The sequence below is a fragment of the Huintestinicola butyrica genome (genome assembly GCF_025567215.1).
Lineage (GTDB): Bacteria > Bacillota > Clostridia > Oscillospirales > Ruminococcaceae > Huintestinicola > Huintestinicola butyrica.
The window spans coordinates 93,593-113,192 of sequence record NZ_JAOQKB010000005.1 but is presented as its reverse complement, the minus strand read 5'-3'; the positions used below and the strand labels follow the sequence as shown (position 1 = coordinate 113,192).

Annotated in this window: 13 protein-coding genes; 12 read left to right on the top strand and 1 reads right to left on the bottom strand. The window is 48.2% G+C overall.

Going from position 1 to position 19,600, the window contains the following annotated elements; all coding sequences use genetic code 11:
• The first annotated feature begins 18 nt into the window (after positions 1–18).
• From OCV68_RS07325 to OCV68_RS07290, 8 genes are all read left to right on the top strand, one after another.
• Positions 19–2,325: a DUF5696 domain-containing protein gene (locus tag OCV68_RS07325; RefSeq protein ID WP_262571825.1), complete on the top strand. Its 2,307-nt coding sequence runs from the start codon at positions 19–21 to the stop codon at positions 2,323–2,325.
• On the top strand, positions 2,322–3,221 hold the full coding sequence (locus OCV68_RS07320) for a carbohydrate ABC transporter permease (protein ID WP_262571824.1): 900 nt from the start codon (positions 2,322–2,324) through the stop codon (positions 3,219–3,221). Before OCV68_RS07325 ends, OCV68_RS07320 begins: the two co-directional genes overlap by 4 nt.
• Before the next feature lie 17 nt (positions 3,222–3,238).
• Positions 3,239–4,327: a carbohydrate ABC transporter permease gene (locus tag OCV68_RS07315; protein ID WP_022474109.1), complete on the top strand. Its 1,089-nt coding sequence runs from the start codon at positions 3,239–3,241 to the stop codon at positions 4,325–4,327.
• 162 nt (positions 4,328–4,489) lie between these two features.
• Entirely contained in the window at positions 4,490–6,763 is a 2,274-nt protein-coding gene (locus OCV68_RS07310; RefSeq protein ID WP_262571821.1) for a glycoside hydrolase family 95 protein, read from the top strand.
• Between the two features lie 43 nt (positions 6,764–6,806).
• Positions 6,807–7,361 carry a zinc-ribbon domain and TM2 domain-containing protein gene (locus OCV68_RS07305; RefSeq protein WP_022474107.1) on the top strand — a complete coding sequence of 185 codons (555 nt, stop codon included), beginning with the start codon at positions 6,807–6,809 and terminating at the stop codon, positions 7,359–7,361.
• A 291-nt stretch (positions 7,362–7,652) separates the two neighbouring features.
• Positions 7,653–8,354 carry a response regulator transcription factor gene (locus tag OCV68_RS07300; RefSeq protein ID WP_022474106.1) on the top strand — a complete coding sequence of 234 codons (702 nt, stop codon included), beginning with the start codon at positions 7,653–7,655 and terminating at the stop codon, positions 8,352–8,354.
• On the top strand, positions 8,347–9,786 hold the full coding sequence (locus OCV68_RS07295) for a sensor histidine kinase (protein WP_262571818.1): 1,440 nt from the start codon (positions 8,347–8,349) through the stop codon (positions 9,784–9,786). The genes OCV68_RS07300 and OCV68_RS07295 overlap by 8 nt, the downstream gene beginning before the upstream one ends.
• A 68-nt stretch (positions 9,787–9,854) precedes the next feature.
• Positions 9,855–11,492 (top strand): S1C family serine protease, encoded by a 1,638-nt coding sequence (locus OCV68_RS07290; RefSeq protein WP_262571816.1) that lies wholly within the window; start codon positions 9,855–9,857, stop codon positions 11,490–11,492.
• A gap of 162 nt (positions 11,493–11,654) precedes the next feature.
• On the opposite strand, the gene OCV68_RS07285 is transcribed toward OCV68_RS07290, so the two are convergent.
• A protein-coding gene (locus tag OCV68_RS07285; RefSeq protein ID WP_394803501.1) for an IS5 family transposase occupies positions 11,655–12,424 on the bottom strand; the annotation gives its coding sequence in 2 pieces (ribosomal slippage) (positions 11,655–12,097 and positions 12,097–12,424; 771 coding nt in all).
• Positions 12,425–12,865: 441 nt separating this feature from the next.
• Between OCV68_RS07285 and OCV68_RS07280 the strand changes: the two genes are divergently transcribed.
• The 4 genes from OCV68_RS07280 to OCV68_RS07265 form a co-directional block, all read left to right on the top strand.
• A complete protein-coding gene (locus OCV68_RS07280; protein ID WP_262571814.1) occupies positions 12,866–15,157 on the top strand; it encodes a sensor domain-containing protein in 2,292 nt (763 codons plus the stop codon).
• Between the two features lie 21 nt (positions 15,158–15,178).
• Positions 15,179–16,264, top strand: a complete 1,086-nt coding sequence (locus tag OCV68_RS07275; RefSeq protein WP_022474102.1) for a 6-phosphofructokinase — start codon at positions 15,179–15,181, stop codon at positions 16,262–16,264.
• Between the two features lie 364 nt (positions 16,265–16,628).
• Entirely contained in the window at positions 16,629–19,265 is a 2,637-nt protein-coding gene (alaS, locus tag OCV68_RS07270) for an alanine--tRNA ligase (protein ID WP_022475149.1), read from the top strand.
• A gap of 12 nt (positions 19,266–19,277) precedes the next feature.
• A partial coding sequence (locus OCV68_RS07265; RefSeq protein ID WP_262571812.1) for a histidine triad nucleotide-binding protein occupies positions 19,278–19,600 on the top strand: 323 nt, incomplete at its 3' end.

The following is a 19,600-nucleotide window of genomic DNA, read 5'->3' as shown; positions in this document are numbered from 1 at the left end:
GGAAAAGTGGTGAAAATAATGAATTCAAAGGTTAAAAAGACCCTTGCTTATATGCTGTGCTTTTCAATGATCGTTTCAGCAGGCATGACAGGCGTTCACTCTGAGGAAGCTCCCGCTGAGGAGGATACATCAGCTGCCGACAGCGCTGATGAGGCCGAGGAGGAAGAGGACGATGCGGAAGAGGAGGAAACTCCCCGTACCGAGGAAGAAGCTATGGCTCTCATGACCGAGGTCGCTTCCAACTCCAACCTCAAGCTTTACAAGAATGAGGACGAGGGAACCATCGCTCTCGAGGACCTTAAAACAGGCAAGATCTGGTGGTCAAACCCCGTAGATCTTGAGACCTCCAACGCTAAGAAGAGCCAGAAGGACGAGCTTGCTTCCGGTATGACTCTTATCTATGGCGAGCCTGCCAGCCGTGCTACCACAGTCCAGACCAGCAAGGCAAAGGGCAAATTCAAGATGAAGGATATTCCCAACGGAATTGAGATCACATACACCTATGCAGGACCCGGTATCACTATACCCGTTCAGCTCACACTTGAGGAGGATTACCTCAAGCTGTATGTAGATACCTCCGCTATCGAGGAGAAGAATCCTTCCACTGTTGACGGTCAGCTGGTAACAGATCTGGCTTTCATGACCACCTTCGGTGCCGCAGGACTTGATGAAGACGGCTATTTCGTTGTACCTGACGGTTCGGGTGCGGTCATCAACTTCAACAACGGCAAGACAGGTCTTAAAACATACACAGGCAAGGTTTACGGCAGAGATATCACCGCCGTAAAGACCACCAAGCAGGCAGTTATCCAGAACGTAAATCTCCCCATGTACGGCATCGTCAAGGGAGACAGCGCAATGATGGTAGTTGCTTCAAAGGGCGATACCTGTGCTTCCATCAACAGCTACGTATCAAACCAGAACAACACCGACTACAACTCCACATATTTTGATTTCGAGCTGAGAACCTCAGACGAATATCTCATGGGCGGTGAATCCAACCCCCTGAAGGTATTTGAGAAGAGAGGAATCCTCATTCCCGAGATCGAAGTAAGATATTATCCCGTTTCCGACAACGGCGAGGAAGTTGATTACACCGATATCGCCGCTAAGTACAGAGATTACCTTATCAAGGAAAAGGGCGTTGAGGACAAGGATCTTACCGATTCCTCCTCACTGTATGTTGACCTTTACGGCGGAACCCTCAAGAAGGAATCCATCGCAGGTCTCCCCGTTACCGTTAAGGAATCTGTTACAAAGTTTGAAACTGCTCAGTACATTCTCGAAACTCTCAACTCCAACGGCGTTGACGATATGGTCGTTACTTACAACAAGTATTCAAGCACCAATATCGGCGAGAAGATCACAGACTCCTTTGACCCCTGCTCCAAGCTGGGCGGAAAGAGCAAGTTCAAGGATCTTATGAGCTATGCTGAGTCCAACAACATCAAGCTTTATCCCTCTGTTGATAACCAGCAGTTCAAGACAGGCAACGGCTACTGGAATATGACAAATACCTCCATCAGAGTATCGAACGCATATTCCCAGATCTCCGTTTACGACCTGGCTCACGGTATCGCAAACGAGTACTACAGCCCGCTTTCGCTGTTTACTCCCGCTTCCTACAACAAGGCGTTCACAAAGCTCATCAGCAGCTACAATAAGAACGGAGTTTCAAACTTCGCATTCGGAAGTCTTGCAAACACCATTTACGGCGACTACGGCAAGAAGGCTGTTTCCCGTGAGATGGCTAAGGGTATCGTTACCGATATCTACAGCAGCGCAAAGTCAAGCGGAAGCGTTCTTGCGGAAAATCCTGCGGAGTACGTTCTCCCTTATGCTGATTACCTCACAAACGTTCCCGTATCCTCCAGTAAGTTCGACCTGTTCGATTACGATATTCCCTTCTATCAGATGGTGCTCCACGGCGTAACTCCTTACGCTTCCACAGCAGTAAACAGCGAGGCGAATATCTCCAAGCAGATCCTTACTTCCCTTGCCGCAGGCAGCAACCTGAGCTTCGACTTCGTAGGAATCGAGGCAAGTGACCTGAAGGATACCAAGCTTGACTGCTACTACTACGCTTACTACGCAAACTGGGTAAATGAAGCTTCCGAGCTTTATCAGCTTGCTGACAAGGTGCTCACACCTGCGTCCGATGCAGCTATCGTTTCCTACAACATCTCCGAGGACGGAGACGAGATCGAGACTGTATATGACAACGGCTACACCACCGTGGTAAACTTCGCTGAAAACACAGTCAAGGCAGGCAATGAGACCTACAGCCTTGCTGATTACATTGGAGAGGAGGTCATCGGATTATGAGAGGACTGAACCTTTCCTATGAAAAGAAAAAAGGACTTTACGGCTATGGCTTCATCGCCCTCTGGTTCGTGGGAGCGCTCATATTCTTCATTATCCCCGTTATCAAGTCCTTCATCTATTCCTTTTATGATGTAAAGCCCGACGTCGGACAGCTCATTATGAGCCCTCTTGGACTTGATAACTACAAGAGAGCATTCATGACAGACCCTGATTTCAGAAAAAATCTGGTATCAGTGCTGGGTCAGACCCTCTGGCAGACACCTATCATCATTATCTTCTCACTGTTCGTTGCTATCATCATTAACCAGAAGTTCAAGGGCCGTACCTTTGCCAGAGCGGTTTTCTTCCTGCCCGTAATCATTGCGACAGGTCCCGTTTACGCTATCATCACCGGTAACCTTGATACCAGCGGAACAGCAGATGCAGACCAGTTCTCCACAATGTTCTCCGCTGACATGGTAGATGAGCTGCTGGAGTTCGTGGGAATCTACGGCTTCAACGACAAGCTCACGGAAATGCTTTCGACAATGACTTCGGACATCCTGAACCTGGTATGGAAGTGCGGTATCCAGATCATCATCTTCCTGTCAGCCCTCCAGGGTATCCCCACATCTGCTAAGGAAGCAGCTGCCATCGAGGGTGCTACCTCATGGGAGTTCTTCTGGAAGATCACTCTTCCCTATGTATCGCCTATGATCCTTGTAAACCTGGTTTACACCATCATTGATACATTCACCGACCCCACCAACGTCGTCATGGAGCAGGTGCTCACAGTTCAGGACGACTGGAAGTACGGTTTCTCGGCGGCGATGGCATGGAGCTACTTCGCAATAGTTCTTATTGCAGTCGGCATTATCTTTTCGATCATGAACAAGATCGTTTACTACGATGATTGATTAAGGAGTTGGAAAAAATGGCAGAAAAAACACTCAAGTCTAATCCCATTTCCGACTACCTTAAAAAGCGTCAGTCGGAAAAGCCTCCCAAGGAGGAGAAAAGATCCCGCAAGGAGGAGCGTGAGCGCTTTAAGAAGCGTCTCGCTTCCCTTACCCCCGCAGAGCAGAAGTACCTTAAGCGCAAAAGAGCATTCGATACCGTTTGGCCCGTGTGCCGTGCGCTGCTGGTAATCGGTCTTTGCTTCGTAATCATCTACCCCCTGCTGTATATGATCACAGCAGCGTTCCGTCCCAGATCCGAGATGAACGACCCCACGATCATCTGGATATCCAAGAGCTTTACTACCAGCAACATCAAGGACGTAGTAAGAGTTATGGACTTCTGGCATACTCTGGGCAACACACTGTTCATCAACATCGGCTGCTCCATCGTTCAGGTAATCACCTGTGCGATAACAGGCTACGGCTTCGGACGATTCAACTTCAAGGGTAAAAACATTCTCTTCGGCGTTGTAATCATGATGATCCTGGTTCCATCACAGATCATACTTATTCCCCAGTATATGTTCTTCCGTTACTTCAATCCTCTGGGAATATGGCACATGATCGCAGGCGACTACATCAACCTCATCAACAGCCCTCTTACAATGTATATGCCCGCTATCACAGCAAACGGACTTCGTGCAGGCCTGTTCATCTTCCTTTTCAGACAGTCCTTCAGAAGCCTTCCCAAGGAGCTCGAGGACGCAGCTTATCTGGACGGATGCTCTCCTTTCAGAACCTTTATCAAGGTAATGGTCCCCAACGCAGGCTCCACATTCCTTACCGTTTTCCTGCTTTCAGTAGTATGGTACTGGAATGACTACTATGTAAGTACTTCGTTCTTCACAGATAACAGCACGATCGCCCTCCAGCTTAAGAATCTGGACGCTTCCCTTACACGTATCCTGTTCAACAACGGTACCGTTAAGGTAAATGCCCGTGAGCTTATCGTTTGGATGGAAGCAGGCTGCCTTATCTCCATCACACCCATCCTTGTAATGTACATCTTCCTCCAGAAGAACTTTACAGAGGGTATCGCAAGATCCGGTCTTACAGGTATGTAATTTAGCGACATTAAATATGAAGTGCTGCGGAACGGTCTTTCCGTTCCGCAGAGCTTTTATACTGCAAAAAGCAAGTGCTGATTTAACCGTTTTACAATTATATATTACGGTTGGATCAGCAGTTGTTTTTTATAAACAAAATAACCGAAAGGAACTAAAGATATGAACCCTTCAACCGAACTTTATTATAACAGTCCCGCTGCTGACTGGAATGACGCCCTTCCCGTGGGAAACGGCAGAATGGGAGGCATGGTTTTCGGAAAGCCTGCCGATGAGCTCATCCAGCTCAACGAGGATTCCCTCTGGTCAGGCGGCTTCAGAAACAGGAACAATCCCAAGGCGTATGATAATCTTGAAAAAATACGCAACCTTATAAGGGAGGAAAAGACCACCGAGGCGGAAGAGCTGTGCGCAGATGCGTTCTACGGCACCAATGAAAATCAGCGCCATTATCAGCCTCTGGGCGACCTGCACATCTGGCAGAGCGTAGGGGAGTATGAGGGATATGTCCGTTCCCTGAGCCTTGACACAGCTGTATGCGTGATAACGTTTACATCAGGCGGAGTAAAATACACCCGCACCGTTATCGCTTCCCACCCCGATGAGGTCATCATCGTCCATTTCTCTGCGGATAAAAAGGGCAGCATTTCCTTTGTCTCCGCCATTGACGGCAGGGACGACAACTATGACAAGAATGAAGCTTATGACGATAAGACAGTTCTTTTCACCGTTTCCGACGGTATTCCCTATGCCTGCGCCATAACGGTAAGGGCAAAGGGCGGTCAGTGCGGCACAGATGCAAACAGGCTTTTCTGCAAGGACGCTGACGAGGCGGATATCATTATCGCCGCCCAGTCTGCATGGAGAACAGGGGATTATGAGAAAAAGGCAGTTAATCAGGCAAAGACTGCCGCAAGAAAGCCCTATGAAAAGCTCCTTGACCGCCATATCTCCGACTACCGCTCACTTTTTGACAGATGCAGCCTTACCCTCTCTCCTGTGGGCGAAAGCATTACCAAGCCCACAGATGAGCGCCTTGCGGACGTAAAGAACGGCGTGTATGACAATGAGCTGGTTGCTATGTACTTCAACTTCTCCCGCTACCTTATGATAGCAGGCTCCCGTGAGGGAACTCTTCCCCTTAATCTCCAGGGCATCTGGAACAAGGATATGTGGCCTGCGTGGGGCGGAAAATATACCATTAACATCAACACCGAGATGAACTACTGGGGCGCACTTATGCAGAATCTGCCCGAGTGCTGCACGCCTCTTTACGACCATATCGAGCGCATGAGGGAGAACGGCAGAGTTACCGCCCGCAGTATGTACAGATGCAGGGGAGCGGTGTGTCATCACAACACCGATATCTGGGGCGATACAGCACCCCAGGACAAGTGGCTTCCCGGAACCTTGTGGCCAATGGGTCTGGCGTGGCTTTGCACCCACATCTGGGAGCATTTCCTCTTCACCCGTGATGAGGATTTCCTTGCGGAAAAGTTTGATACTCTGGTTGAAAGCGCAGAGTTTTTCCTTGATTACCTGACGGAAAATGACGAGGGCTGCCTTGTGACAAACCCCTCCGTTTCCCCCGAGAACACCTATTACGCCACCAACGGCAGAACGGGAACGCTTTGCAGCGGCCCTTCCATGGACAGCCAGATACTTTACACCCTTTTCAGCGCAGTTATAGGCGCTTATGATATCCTGGGCGGCGACGAGTATGCCAAGACAGTAAGCGACATCAGGGCTGCAAGAGACCGCCTGCCCAAGCCTCAGATAGGCAAGTACGGTCAGATAATGGAGTGGGCAAGGGATTATGACGAGGTAGAGCCGGGACACAGGCATATTTCCCAGCTGTACGCCCTTTATCCTGCGGATATGATATCTCCCGTAAAGACACCTGAGCTGGCAGCTGCGGCAAGAGCCACTCTTGAACGCCGCCTTTCCCATGGCGGAGGACACACAGGCTGGTCAAGGGCATGGATAATCAATATGTGGGCAAGGCTTTTTGACGGCGAAAAGGTCGGCGAGAACATTCAGGCTCTGCTTGCACATTCCACCAGCATAAATATGTTCGATATGCACCCGCCCTTCCAGATAGACGGAAACTTCGGCGGAGGCGCAGGTATAGGAGAAGCTGTTTTTCAAAGCGAATGCGGCGAGCTGCATTTCCTCCCCGCACTGCCTCCCATGTGGAAAAGCGGCAGCGTAAAGGGACTTAGAGCACGAGGCGGATTTGAGGTAAGCTTTGACTGGGCTGAGGGCAGCCTTTCATCTGCAAAGATAATTTCCCTTGCAGGTCAGCCCGCAGTGATAAGGACAGATAAAAAGATAACCGTCACTGCGAACAGTAAAAATATACCTCTTGCCGAAAATAACGGCACATATTCATTTGACACGGAGCAGGGAATGGTATATACTATAAGTGTAACTTGATTTACGTTATCTAAGGTAAGGACACAGCGAAAGGAGCATCACTATGAACGAATTTTACAGTCCTCGGCGTGAAAATAAAAATACAAATGAGACTGCCTATGCAGAGCCTGCCGATGAACTGAATATAGTGGTCGATGACAACGATACGGGAGCGGCATTCTGCTCCAAGTGCGGAAACCGCCTTGATGCGGGGGACGCATTCTGCAGCCGATGCGGAGCAAAGACCTTTGGCTCTTCGCAAAGCCGGACACAGCAGCAGTATTCCCAACCGACGGCACAGGCTCAGACCCAGACGGCTCAGCAGCCCCAGAATGTTTATAACTACAACTATAACTATTCAACTACCACCACCACAAACACCTCCGCAAACGTTAACAGCGGCAACGTAAATTCCTATGCCTATGGTCATGGAAAGCTCAAGGACAAGAGAGTTTCCCTTATCCTCTGCCTGCTGTTCGGCATTTTCGGCGCACACAGGTTCTATGAGGGCAAGATATTCACAGGTCTGCTTTATCTCTGTACCTGCGGACTTTTCGGCATCGGCTGGCTGGTCGATCTTATAATACTGCTCAGCAAGCCCGGATTTTATGAGCCGTGACCATATTTTTAAGTATCGGTAAACATGACGTAACCGAACATATATGCGGGTACATCTGCCAAGTACAAAAATGAATATAGTTTTAATTCACTATAAAAATTGAAGGCTTATTTTATGAAATTTACAAATGGTTCATAATAGTTGCTGATAAAATTTATAAACTTTGGTGAAATATATTATATAATGAGTAATATAGCATATCCGAATAATTTTTAACAATTTTTTATCGGACAGCTTTGTAATTTATGATGTAAAATGACCCTGAGGTCAATAAAACAGGAGGAATAAGATATGTCACTTGGTAAGGTACTTGTAGTTGATGACGATAATAACATCTGCGAACTCCTTAAACTGTATCTGGAAAAAGAAGGCTACGGAGTAATGGTTTCTCACGACGGCGATGAGGCTGTTGTTAAGTTCAACGCTCTCAAGCCCGATATCGTGCTTCTTGATATCATGCTCCCCGGTCTGGACGGCTGGCAGGTTTGCCGTGAGATCAGAAAGAAGTCCAACGTGCCTATAATCATGATAACCGCCAAGAGCGAGACCTTTGATAAGGTACTGGGTCTTGAGCTGGGTGCCGATGACTACGTTGTTAAGCCCTTCGATACTAAGGAAGTTATCGCAAGAATAAAGGCCGTTTCCAGAAGAATCGGTCAGTCCTCTTCCGAGTCCGAGGTAAGAGAAGTTAAGTACGACAAGCTGGTAGTAAATATGACCAGATACGAGCTGAGAGTTGACGGCAAGGTAATGGATACTCCTCCCAAGGAGCTTGAGCTTCTGTTCTACCTCGCTTCCAACCCCAACAGAGTTTATACAAGAGACCAGCTCCTTGATGAGGTCTGGGGCTTTGAGTATTACGGTGACTCCCGTACCATCGACGTTCATATCAAGCGTCTTCGTGAGAAGCTCGAGGGCGTTTCCGACAAGTGGGCGCTCAAGACCGTATGGGGCGTAGGCTACAAGTTCGAGGCTGAGGAGGACAATGCGTAAAAGCATTGCTTCCGAGTATTTCAGCTTGTGCATAGCGCTTATCGCCGCATCACTCATATGTATGTCTGCGCTGCTCATAAGTTTCTCCTTTTCGACATATCTCAATGACAGAAGAACTGTTCTGAGCAATGTTTCCAATGAAGTCCTGTCAGAATACAGGGCGGTGTTGGCGGACGGCTTTGACAGCGGTAATGTCACAGAGATGGAAAACGGTCTCAGAAGCATGAGCAACTGGACAAACACTTTAATTATCCTATTTGACGGCAGCGGTGATGTTTTGGCTTGTTCCGAAGCATCACCTTGTTCGCATTATGGCAAAAAGCTGAACTCGGATGCAATAAAGTCTGCCACCTCAACGGGAAAATACTCCATGGGTACGCTGAACGGCTATTTTGACGGCGCACGCCTTAATCTGCTTTCAAGCTTTGAGATGCAGGAAGGGCAGACGATGTATCTTTGCATCACTGCTCCCGGCGATCTGCTGGTGGAGTACCTTAAAAGGGCGATACTTGCGTTCCTGCTGATATTTGCAGTGATAATGATAGTTGTGTATCCGCTGCTCAAATACACCATAAGCAGGATACTCAGCCCCGTAAAGGAAATGACGCTGGCGGCAAAGCGCTTCGGCGAGGGCGATTTCTCCGAAAAGGTGAACATATCCGACCAGAACGAAATGGGCTACCTTGCCAATACCCTTAACGATATGGCAAGCTCCCTTGAAGCTATCGAGGAAAACAGAAAGAGCTTTATCTCCAACGTTTCCCACGAGCTGAGAACGCCCATGACCACCATCGGCGGATTTGTTGACGGAATCCTTGACGGCACCATTCCCGAAAGCCAGCATAAGCAGTACCTGAGAACGGTATCCGAGGAAATAAACCGTCTGGCGAGACTTGTCCGCTCCATGCTGAATATTTCCAAATATGAAGCAGGCGAGCTGGAGCTTCAGACAGAGGTGTTTGACCTTACGAGCCTGACTATCAGGACAGTGCTGCTTTTTGAAAAGCGCATCGAGGCAAAGCACATTGATATAAGAGGGCTTGACGCAGGCAGATTTTTCGTCAATGCCGACGAGGATCTTGCTCAGCAGGTAATATACAACCTGACGGAAAACGCTGTAAAGTTTGTTGACGAGGGCGGATATATCTCCTACGATTTCCGCAAGGACGATAAATTTGTCTATGCAGTTATAAGAAACAGCGGCGAGGGTCTGAAAAAGAACGAGATAAACAAGGTCTTTGACAGATTTTACAAAACCGATGAATCCAGGGGTAAGGATAAAACAGGCGTTGGACTTGGTCTTTCCATAGTCCGCTCCATAATAAAGCTTCACGACGGCTCGATTCTTGTACGAAGTAAGCCCGGTGAATATACTGAGTTTGAATTTTCCCTGCCTGTGGGTAATCCCGGCTCGCATCGTTCGGAACAATAATAAGGGGGGAATCTTTCCCCCTTTTCTTTTTATTATAATGTAAATTCTAAAAAGGAATGGTCAATAAAATGGATCAGTTTGAAAACAACACTCCCGTTCAGGGCGATACTCAGGGTGAGACTTCTCACAATGAGCCTGAACAGGCGCCAATTCAGGAAGCTCCTGTTCAGGAAACTTCGGCTCGGGAAACTTCCGCTCAGAAAAATGGGCAGGAAAAGCCCCATGACGATGTTTTTGCGGAGCATAGCTTTGCGGAAACTCAATATCGGCAGACTTCCAACGGATATGCTCAAAACGGTTATGCACAGAGTGGATATGCACAGAATGGATATGCACAGAATGTGCAAGCGCAAAATGCGCAACAGCCATTTGACCCATATCAGCAGGGAGCCGATATGCAGTACCGCTCAATGTACAGTAACAACGGCTATGTTCCCCACAGCCCCTATGCCGCAAATCAGGGACAGCAGGGTCATGCACAGGCGCAGCAGCAGTATGCGCAGTATGCCCAGCAGGGCGGATATGTGGCTTATCCCACACAGGGCGGGGGAGTTCCTCCCGTGTCGGATATACCACAGAAAGAGATGAAAAAGTCCTCCAAGGCATGGCTCATTATCGCCATTATCTGCCTTGTGGCGCTTCTGGTGATAGTTATGCTTCTACTGGCGGCAGGTCATAAGAATGACGATAAGGAGATCGCCGGCACTCCATCCGGCAGCGGAGTTACCGTCAATATAAACGTGGCGCCCCACCCTGCGGACGATTCCCTTTACGCCGACAAGGAAACAGGGCTTTTCACCACCGTGGGAGCGGCTGAACAGGTGCTTCCCTCTATAGTAAATCTGTACGGCTATACCGATACTTCCATTGCCGCATACAACGAGGCTTCGGGCATAATCATTTCCGAGGACGGATACATCATCACCAACGCCCACGCTGTGGAGGATATCAAGCGCTTCAAGGCGAAGCTCCACGACGAGCGTGAGTTCGAGGCGACCGTTGTGGGCATTGACACAAGAACAGATCTTGCGGTGCTTAAAATAGAGGCAGATGACCTTGTGCCTGCCGTTATAGGCAGCTCCGACGATATGAAGCAGGGCGAGCAGGTCGTTGCCATAGGAAATGCAGGGGGCTTCAACGACACCGTTACCGTGGGATATGTTTCCTACGTGAACAGAGAGATACAGAGCTACACCAATTATCCCATTACCTGCATTCAGACAGATGCAGCCCTTAACTTCGGTAATTCGGGCGGAGCGCTGGTCAATCTGTACGGTCAGGTGGTCGGAATAGTTGTGAGCAAGTACAGCTCCACAGGCTCGGAAAATATCGGCTTTGCCATTGCTTCTGACTTTGCAGTGCCCATTGCGGAGGATCTTATCGAAAAGGGCTACGTGAGCGACAGACCCAGAATTGGTATAATGTACAGCCTTATCACACCCGAATATGCCGCACAGCTGGACGTAAAGCCCGGTATGCTCATTTCCGAGATATCTCCCGACTGCGATGTTGCAAACACCGACCTCCAGAAGGACGATATCATAACCGAGCTTAACGGCAAGCAGATACTCACCGCACAGGACGTTAAAAACTTCCAGAATACCGCCAAGGCGGGGGATAAGGTGACTGCAAAGGTCTATAGAAAGACTATCACAGGAGAAGTTACCGAGTTTGAGATAGAGTTCACTCTTGAACAGGATAAATAAAACAACAGCCCCACAGATAACTGTGGGGCTGCAATTTTATACATTACTTCTTTTCGGAAATCAATAAATATAACCAAAGTTTTGGTTTGCTATCGTTAATTTAATATTGTCAAATATAACGGAGTTATACTAGAGCGTATCTGAAAACTCAAAAAAGTTGTATTATTTAGACAAAAGCCAAATGGAAGCGACGTGTACGAAAGCAAGAAACGATGAAGCAAGCTTATCATAACGAGTAGCAACTCTGCGAAAAGCTTTGATTTTATTGAAAAAGCACTCGACCAGATGACGTTCCTTATACATCCAATAATCACAATACCACGGGTCAGAAATGTTTTCCCTTGGCGGAATGGTGTATTTTGCATTTTGCTCGGTAATGTAAGTTCTGATTTTTTCAGTACCATAGGCTTTATCACCAAGAATATTACTGCCTGATATATTAATTCCCGATAAAACATCTACTGCCGCCTTGGAATCGTGAACCTGACCACCTGTAAGCATAAAGCAAACAGGATTGCCCAATCCATCTACAACAGCGTGGATCTTGGTTGTTTTACCTCCTCGGCTTACACCGATAAACTGGTTGTTTTCAGCGTTTACTGCCCCTTTTTTGCACCCGCACTTTGTGGGTGTGCTTTAATTGAGGTGCTGTCTATGCTGAGATTTTCAAAATCTGCATCTTCGTTCAGAGTCTCAAAAATACGAAGAAGTGTACCGTCATCTCTCCATTTGCAAAAACGACTGTATACTGTTTTGTATGAACCATAGCGTTCAGGAATATCTGCCCACGCAGCTCCGCTGCGTGCAAGCCATAGAATTGCATTCATCATTATTCTGTTATCCTTGGGTGGTCTTCCCGTTTTCGCTTTGGGGAACATTTCCTTGATCTGTTCCCACTGTTCATCACTTAATTCATATCGTTTTGCGCCCATTTGCACTTCTCCTTTGGCTTTTTCTTTTATTATACCATTTGAGGGCTTTTTGTGCAACTTTTTCTTTTCAGATACACTCTAATCACCAATAAAACTATAGACAAAAAATCATCGCATAATCCATATACGCAAGATTATGCTCAATTTTTTGTATAGTTTTTAATTGGTGCTTAGTATTAGTCAAGCGTATCATCAGGTGGAATGTCTGCTGCCCGAGATAACGCACCCAAAGTTTAATATACATTAAATAAGAACAAAATGGCAATCTTTTTACTCACATTTGTTTATTTAACTATATTGACAAAATTGGGACAAAATTGTATAATAATAATGAGTTGAATTGCATAAAAATCAGCTTTTAGGCTAAGAAATACATTGATATCTGCGTGACCTTACAATAAGAAGGGGGGAGCATCAACGGATAATACAAGGCAGAAGCATATGCGTGATATCCTTATCGCATCTGTTATCATTGCGGCAACTGTTGTGTGCTGTGCATTTTTTATCATAAAGCTTATCAGGAAAAACTCGGAAAGTGCGGGCGATATAGTATCTATTCTCTGCATTGCGGGAGCGGGCGTGTGCATTATCACAGCTGCAATCGTGCTGCTGCTTACAAGGCTGAGGGCATCACAGGAAAAGGAAAATCTGGAGCACGTTATAGATCACCTGAATGCTATGGCGGTTCTGTGGGATACTAATTTCAGCTATGTCCGTGTGAATAACTCTCTCGTGCGCATCACGGGCTACTCCGAGGAGGAGCTTCGTGACCCTGCAAACCTTAAAAAGATACTCCCTGCAGACGCTTTCAGTGAAAATCTTCAGGCCATAGTAAACAACAAGGACGAGGAATTCTTCTTCAAGGCAAAGGACGGCTCTGTTGTGTGCACCGTCTGGAACACTTCCATCGTTTCAAGGATAGTTACCCATAACGAGACACAGACCATTATGATATCCATTGGCCCCGATCTTACCGAGGTCAACAAGATGAGGAACGAGATAATCTCCTACTCAAAGAAGCTGGGCGAGTCGGAAAGAAAATATGCCCTTACCACGGGCCTTTCCGAGATAGGTCTGCTGCTGAGAGAAGCGGATAATCCCAAGTATTACTGCTCCACACGTCTCCGTTCCATGCTGGGAATAGTTTCCGAGGACGGATACATTGAAGAAAGCGTGCTGAGAAAGGCTTTCCACCCTCAGGACAGGGTAATATTCGACAGCTTTGCATCGGGCATGAAGACTATCCATGACGATGTGCGTTCAGATGAAGTCCGCACCGTTGACTTCCGTGCCATGAGCGCAGACGGAATGTATCACTGGTACAACTTCCGTTACAAGGCTGTTTCCGACAGCGGCGAAAAGTGTATAGGCGGCGCAATAATCGACATCACCGCCGACAAGGAAAAGGATCTGGTAATCGAACGCATGGCGTATATCGATGAAGTTACCCAGATCTACAACAGAAACAAGTTCATGCTCATGGGCAATGAGATTCTGGAATGCACCCGTGATGACAGCAGCATTGATTACTGGATAATCGTATTCGATATTGATAATTTCCACATTATAAACGATACCTGCGGCTATGCCAACGGAAACCTGCTGCTGAGAAAGTTTGCTTCCGCACTTTCCGTAAACGTGAGCGAAAGCGGTTTTGCGGCAAGAATAGGCGGCGATAACTTCGCCCTCATCGTCCATACCGACGGCGACGATCAGCTGCCGGTGCGTATAATAAAGAGCGTTCAGGCGGATATTGCCGATATCGGCGGAATGGGCCTGGAGGCTCAGAACCTTACCTGCTCCGCGGGCTACTGCCTTATGTCAGACGGCGGCGGCTGCGAGTTTGCTCAGGTGCTTGACCGTGCCGAGTTCGCACTCAGCCTTTCCGACGGAACCAAGAACTCTATCCTCCGCTTTGATAATCACGCCCATGATGCGATCATTCAGGGCAACGAGATAGAAAGGAATCTTGCAAAGGCTATAGACAACAACGAGCTGGTGCTCTATTATCAGCCCAAGATAGACCTTGCAACAGGAAACGTTGTGGGCATGGAGGCTCTTATCCGCTGGATAAAGCCCGACGGCACTGTAGTTCCTCCCTGCAACTTTATCCCCGTGGCGGAAAAGTCCTTACTTATCACAAAGATAAGCCATTTCGTGCTTTACGAGGCTTGCCGCCAGAACAAGGCATGGCAGGATATGGGACTTGCACCCATTACCGTTTCCATAAACCTTACCGCTATCGACTTTTATCAGACAAACGTTACCGAGGTCATAAGCACAGCCCTCAGGGAAACAGGTCTTGCCCCTCAGTGGCTTGACGTGGAGCTTACCGAGAGCCTTGCCCTCAAGGACATCGACCATGCGGTGGCTCAGATGAAGGAGATAAAGGAGCTGGGCGTAAAGCTCTCCATGGACGATTTCGGCACAGGCTATTCGTCACTGAGCTATATCCAGATACTGCCTATAACCGTGCTGAAGCTGGACCGTTCCTTTATAATGTATCTTGAGGACGACGCTATCTCCCGTGAGATAGTCTCCGCCGTTATCAGGATAGCAAAATCCAAGAAGATAGAGACCATTGCCGAAGGCATTGAAACTATAGGTCAGGCTGATATACTGAGAGAATCGGGCTGCGACCAGGCTCAGGGATATTTCTTCGGAAAGCCCATGCCCGCAGACAAGTTCGAGCAGTTCCTGCGTGAGCGTCAGCCTCAGAAAACAAAGGCATAATTTACAGGAGGATTGAAAATCATGGCAAAGAAAAGAATAGGTATCCTTACCAGCGGCGGCGACTGCCCCGGTCTTAATGCGACTATAAGAGGCGTTGCAAAGGCGTGCTTCGAGACTATGGGCACCGATAATGTGCAGATAGTCGGAATACAGAACGGCTACTACGGACTTATCAATAACATTGCCAGAGAGATGGATCCCTCCGAATTTTCGGGAATACTTACTCAGGGCGGAACTATCCTGGGCACCAAGCGACAGCCCTTCAAGATGATATCCAGTATCGGCGAGGATAATATCGACAAGGTAAAGCAGATGAAGGATACCTACAAGAAGCAGAAGCTTGACTGCCTGCTCACCCTTGGCGGAAACGGCACTCATAAAACCGCAAACCTGCTTTCTCAGGAGGGCCTTAACGTTATCGGACTGCCCAAGACCATTGATAACGATATTTACGGCACAGATGTTACCTTCGGCTTCCATACCGCAGTGGATATCGCAACCGATGTTATCGACCGTCTCCATACAACAGCAGCTTCCCACAGCAGAATACTCATGGTGGAGATAATGGGCAATAAGGCAGGCTGGCTCACACTTTATGCAGGTATTGCAGGCGGTGCGGACGCTATCATCATTCCCGAGATACCCTACGATATCAACAAGATATGCGAGGCAATGCAGAAGAGAGCCGATAACGGTCATTGCTTCTCCATCGTTGCAGTTGCAGAGGGAGCATACAGCAAGGAAGAGGCAAAGCTCAAGAAGAAAGAGCGTGCAAAGCAGAGACTTGACGCAGGCATCACCACAGCAACAAATACCATTGCTTCCCAGATACAGAAAACAACCGGGATCGAGACCAGAGTGTGTGTTCCCGGACATATGCTCAGAGGCGGAAGCCCCTCCGCATACGACAGAATACTTGCAACACGCTTCGGCGTAAGAGCAGCACAGCTCATTGCCGCTGATAAGTACGGTGTTTCCGTTGCAATGATAAATGCAAAGATAGGCGAAAATCCTCTCAGCGAGGTTGCGGGAAAGACAAAGTTTGTTGACCCTCAGGGCAACTACGTTATCACCGCAAGAGACCTGGGCGTTTCATTCGGAGACTGAGTTTCAGAACAGATATAGAAAAAGGGCTGTTGCATAAGATGCGGCAGCCCTTTTTTATACTAATCTTCAATCGCTCTATAGGCAAAGCCGACAGATGAAATAAGACCAGTCAAGGAAAGCGACCGCAGGCGGGCTTGCCGCCCGGCAAGGGAGCTTGACGAAGAATGGGCTTATTTCAGCCGAGGATTTGTCTGTAGGTTGATTGAAGATTAGTATTAGTAAGCGTTAGAGCATGGTACGGACAAAACCATATTCAAAAATGCAGTATCTGCACTTGACAATTTCACTCCGCTTTGCTATAATAGATTATATATGTATATAAATCGGGCGATTTTGCCTTAAAAAGATTGGAGTCTTATAAATTATGGAATGGACAGGTCTTAACCAGCTCCGTGAAAAGTATCTTTCTTTTTTCGAGAGCAAGGGTCATACAAGATTACCCAGCGCTAATCTTATCCCTCAGGGAGATAACAGCCTTCTGCTCATCAACAGCGGTATGGCTCCTCTTAAAAAATTCTTCCTCGGCACAGAAACACCTCCCAATGTGCGTGTAACTACCTGCCAGAAGTGTATCCGTACCCCCGATATCGAGCGTGTAGGTAAGACTGCCCGCCACGGTACTTATTTTGAAATGCTCGGCAACTTCTCCTTCGGCGACTACTTCAAGAAGGAAGCTATCGCATGGGCTTGGGAGTTCCTCACAGGCGTGCTGGAGATCCCCGCTGACAGACTGTGGATAACCATTTTTGAGAGCGATGACGAGGCTGAGAGCATCTGGATGAACGACATCGGCATTCCCAAGGAGAGAATTATCCGTCTTGGCAAGGCTGATAACTTCTGGGAGCACGGCAGCGGCCCCTGCGGTCCCTGCTCCGAGATCCACTTCGACAGAGGCGAGGAATACGGCCCCTTTGAGAGCTTTGAGCAGGCAAGCGACTGCGACAGAGTTATCGAGATATGGAACCTGGTATTCTCCCAGTTCGACAGCGACGGAAACGGCCACTACGCTGAAATGGCTCACAAGAACATTGATACAGGTATGGGTCTTGAGCGTCTTGCCTGCGCTATGCAGGGCGTTGACAACCTCTTCGAGGTAGATACCGTTCAGAACATAATGAAGCACATCAGCCGCATTGCAGGCGTAAATTATAAGGAAAACGAAAAGTCCGACGTTTCCCTCCGTGTTATCACCGACCACATCAGAAGCACCACATTCATGGTAGGCGATGGCGTTACCGCTTCCAACACAGGCAGAGGATACGTTCTCCGCAGACTGCTCAGACGTGCAGCACGTCACGGCAGACTTCTGGGCATCAAGGAGCCTTTCCTCTACAAGGTTGCAGACACTGTTATCGACGAGAACAAGTGCGCATACCCCGAGCTTGAGGAAAAGAGAGAGTACATCAAGAAGCTTATCCTCAACGAGGAAGAGAGCTTTGCAAAGACCATTGACGCAGGTATGGACGTTCTTACCAAGATGCTGGACGGCATCGAAAAGGGCGGCGTTCTTTCCGGCGAGGATACATTCAAGCTTTCCGATACCTACGGCTTCCCCATTGACCTGACCAAGGAGATCGCCGAGGAAAAGGGCATTTCCGTTGACGAGGAGGGCTTCAGAGCCTGCGTTGACGAGTCCAGAAAGCGTTCAAGAGAGGACAGACTTGCAAAGGGCGGCTCTTCATGGGACGAGGACGCAATGAGCAATCTTGACCTCCCCAAGACTAAGTTCACAGGCTATGATTATTCTCAGCTTGAAATAAATGCAAAGGTTCTTGCCGTATTCAAGGACGGCGCAGAAGTTAGCGAGCTCAACGAGGGCGATGACGCAGTTGTTATCCTCGATGAAACTCCTTTCTACGCTGAGAGCGGCGGACAGGTAGGCGACACAGGCGTTATCACCATCGGTGAGAGCCGCTTTGCAGTTACCGATACCAAGAAGACTGCAAAGGGTCAGTACCTCCACTTCGGTACAGTTGAAATGGGCGGTCTCGGCAAGGGCGACAGTGTTACCGCTTCCGTTAACGTTGAAAAGCGTTACGCTATCATGAGAAACCACACCGCAGCTCATCTGCTCCAGGCAGCTCTGAGAAAGGTTCTGGGCGACCATGTTCATCAGGCAGGTTCTTATGTTGACGCTGAGAGATGCCGTTTCGACTTCTCTCACTTTGAGGCAGTTACACCCGAGCAGCTTTCCGAGATCGAAGCTATCGTAAACAAGGATATATTTGACGCTATCCCCGTTACCATGACCGAGATGCCCATTGAAGAGGCTAAGAAGCTTGGCGCAATGGCTCTGTTCGGCGAAAAGTACGGCAATATCGTAAGAGTTGTTGAGGCAAAGGGCGTTTCCGTTGAGTTCTGCGGCGGTACTCATATCGACAACACCGCTCGTCTGGGACTGTTCAAGATAATCGGCGAAAACTCCGTAGCTTCCGGTATCAGACGTATCGAGGCTGTTACAGGAAGCGGCGTTCTCAAGCTCCTGAACGAAGTTGAGAACAGAGTAAGAGAAGCGGCTCATATCCTCAAGGTCGGCGATATGTCACAGCTGGCTGAGAAGATAACCTCCGTTATCGAGACAAACAAGGGTCTTGAAAAGCTCAACGAAGCATTCAAGAAGCGCATTGCCGATGGCGTATTTGAGGAAGTTCTCAGGAACTGCCGTGAGGTAAACGGCGTTAAGGTAATGGCAAATATGCTCACCAACGTTGGTTCCGATATGTACGACAAGTTTGCTGACAGAGTTAAGGAAATTGAAGAGCCTTTCATTATCCTTATCGCAGGAACAGCAGATGAGAAGCCTAAGTTCCTCTGCGCTTGCTCCAAGGCAGCTGTTGCCAAGGGCGCCAATGCAGGCAAGATAGTAAGAGCTGCTGCTGAGATAACAGGCGGTAAGGGCGGCGGACGTCCCGATTCCGCAATGGCAGGTATCGGCGACAAGAACAAGATCGATGAAGCTATCAACGCATTTGACGGCATCGTTGCTCAGTTTGTAAAGTAAGGGAGAACTAAGATGGAAGATTGTCTTTTCTGCAAGATCATCAACGGCGATATCCCCTCCAAGAAAGTATATGAGGACGATATGTGCTATGCTTTCTACGATATAGCTCCCGCAGCACCCATTCATTTTCTGGTTATCCCCAAGGAGCATATCGCTTCCGCAGCTGAGATAACTCACGATAATTCCGCTGTTGTGGCGCATATTTTCGAGATAATCGCTCAGCTTTCCAAGGAAATGGGCATGAAGGACGGCTTCAGAGTAGTTTCCAACTGCGGAGACTGCGCAGGTCAGACTGTTCATCACCTGCATTTCCATGTGCTTTCGGGCAGAGATTT